At 55.3% G+C, this 2,500-nt stretch carries 1 tRNA gene and 2 rRNA genes (1 of these 3 cut by a window edge); all 3 read left to right on the top strand.

Annotated features, from left to right (window positions below):
- Positions 1 to 2,172 (top strand): 23S ribosomal RNA (locus KP701_RS15750); it begins 564 nt to the left of the window's first position.
- An 83-nt stretch (positions 2,173 to 2,255) separates the two neighbouring features.
- A 5S ribosomal RNA gene (rrf, locus tag KP701_RS15745) occupies positions 2,256 to 2,370 on the top strand.
- A 53-nt stretch (positions 2,371 to 2,423) separates the two neighbouring features.
- Positions 2,424 to 2,500: transfer RNA gene (locus tag KP701_RS15740), tRNA-Met, on the top strand.

Here is a 2,500-nt window from a genome sequence, read left to right as displayed (position 1 = left end):
AGTTTCTGTTTGCAGCGAGCTTAAGCCGTTAGGTGTAGGCGTAGCGAAAGCGAGTCTGAATAGGGCGAATGAGTTGCTGGCAGAAGACCCGAAACCGAGTGATCTAGCCATGGCCAGGCTGAAGGTGCGGTAACACGCACTGGAGGGCCGAACCCACGCCTGTTGAAAAAGTCGGGGATGAGCTGTGGCTAGGGGTGAAAGGCCAATCAAACTCGGAGATAGCTGGTTCTCCGCGAAATCTATTGAGGTAGATCGTCGGGTGTTTACCCTGGGGGGTAGAGCACTGGATGGGCTAGGGGGGCCCAAAGCCTTACCAAACCTAACCAAACTCCGAATACCCAGGAGTATAGCCCGGCAGACAGACAGTGGGTGCTAAGGTCCATTGTCGAGAGGGAAACAGCCCAGACCACCAGCTAAGGCCCCTAAATCGTGGCTAAGTGGGAAAGGATGTGGGGATTCCAAAACAACCAGGAGGTTGGCTTAGAAGCAGCCATCCTTTAAAGAAAGCGTAATAGCTCACTGGTCTATTAGAAACCCTGCGCCGAAAATGTAACGGGGCTCAAGCCACGTGCCGAAGCTGTGGGTGCATTCTTTGAATGCGCGGTAGCGGAGCGTTCCGTAAGTCTGCGAAGGAGACGGGGTGACCCTCTCTGGAGATATCGGAAGTGCGAATGCTGACATGAGTAGCGACAAACAGTGCGAGAAACACTGTCGCCGAAAGTCCAAGGGTTCCTGCGCAAGGTTAATCCACGCAGGGTGAGCCGGCCCCTAAGGCGAGGGCGAGAGCCGTAGTCGATGGGAACCAGTTGAATATTACTGGGCCTGCCAGAAGTGACGAATGAGAGATGTTGTCTGTCCTTAACGGATTGAACAGGCTTTTCAATCATTCCAGGAAATAGCTCTGGCGTATAGACCGTACCCGAAACCGACACAGGTGGACTGGTAGAGAATACCAAGGCGCTTGAGAGAACGATGCTGAAGGAACTAGGCAAATTGCTCGTGTAACTTCGGGATAAACGAGACCCGCTCGTGGGCAACCATGGACGGGTGGCACAGACCAGGGGGTAGCGACTGTTTAGTAAAAACACAGGGCTCTGCGAAATCGTGAGATGACGTATAGGGCCTGACGCCTGCCCGGTGCCGGAAGGTTAAGAGGAGGTGTGCAAGCACTGAATTGAAGCCCCGGTAAACGGCGGCCGTAACTATAACGGTCCTAAGGTAGCGAAATTCCTTGTCGGGTAAGTTCCGACCTGCACGAATGGCGTAACGACTTCCCCACTGTCTCCAGCATCGACTCAGCGAAATTGAATTCCCCGTGAAGATGCGGGGTACCCGCGGTCAGACGGAAAGACCCTATGAACCTTTACTGCAGCTTTGCAGTGGCATCAGAGACATTCTGTGTAGGATAGGTCGGAGGCTTTGAAACCAGGGCGCCAGCTCGGGTGGAGCCATCCTTGAAATACGACCCTGAATTTTTCTGATGTCTAACCGAGACCAGTAAGCCTGGTCCGGGACCCTGCATGGTGGGCAGTTTGACTGGGGCGGTCGCCTCCCAAAGTGTAACGGAGGCGCGCGATGGTGGGCTCAGGCCGGTCGGAAACCGGCTGTCGAGTGCAATGGCATAAGCCCGCCTGACTGTGAGAGTGACAGCTCGATCAGAGACGAAAGTCGGCCATAGTGATCCGGTGGTCCCACGTGGACGGGCCATCGCTCAACGGATAAAAGGTACTCTAGGGATAACAGGCTGATCTCCCCCAAGAGTCCACATCGACGGGGAGGTTTGGCACCTCGATGTCGGCTCATCACATCCTGGGGCTGGAGCAGGTCCCAAGGGTTCGGCTGTTCGCCGATTAAAGTGGTACGTGAGCTGGGTTTAGAACGTCGTGAGACAGTTCGGTCCCTATCTGCCGTGGGTGTAAGAGACTTGAGAGGATTTGTCCCTAGTACGAGAGGACCGGGATGAACATACCTCTGGTGCACCGGTTGTCACGCCAGTGGCACAGCCGGGTAGCTAAGTATGGACGGGATAACCGCTGAAAGCATCTAAGCGGGAAACCCACCTCAAAACGAGGTCTCATAGAGCCGTGACAGACCATCACGTTGATAGGCCGGGTGTGAAAGTGCAGTAATGCATGCAGCTAACCGGTCCTAATCGCTCATACTTCTCACAACAAACACATGCACAGAAATCAGCCACACTACTTCACATCGCACCAACTACCACCCTCTCTCAAAAGACAGGGTGGGCTGGAAGACCTGGTGGCCATTGCGAGGGCCCTACACCCGATCCCATCCCGAACTCGGCCGTGAAATCCCTCAGCGCCTATGATACTGCACCTTAAGGTGCGGAAAAGTCGGTCGCCGCCAGGTCCCCCAGCCTACCCAACTCACCACACCAATCCCCCAACATCAACAAACACCACCGCGGGGTGGAGCAGCCCGGTAGCTCGTCAGGCTCATAACCTGAAGGCCGCAGGTTCAAATCCTGCCCCCGCAACCA

The organism is Gluconobacter sp. P1C6_b, from assembly GCF_018811945.1.
Taxonomy (GTDB): domain Bacteria; phylum Pseudomonadota; class Alphaproteobacteria; order Acetobacterales; family Acetobacteraceae; genus Gluconobacter.
The sequence above is the reverse complement of the archived record's forward strand: the minus strand, read 5'-3'. Positions and strand labels throughout refer to the sequence as shown.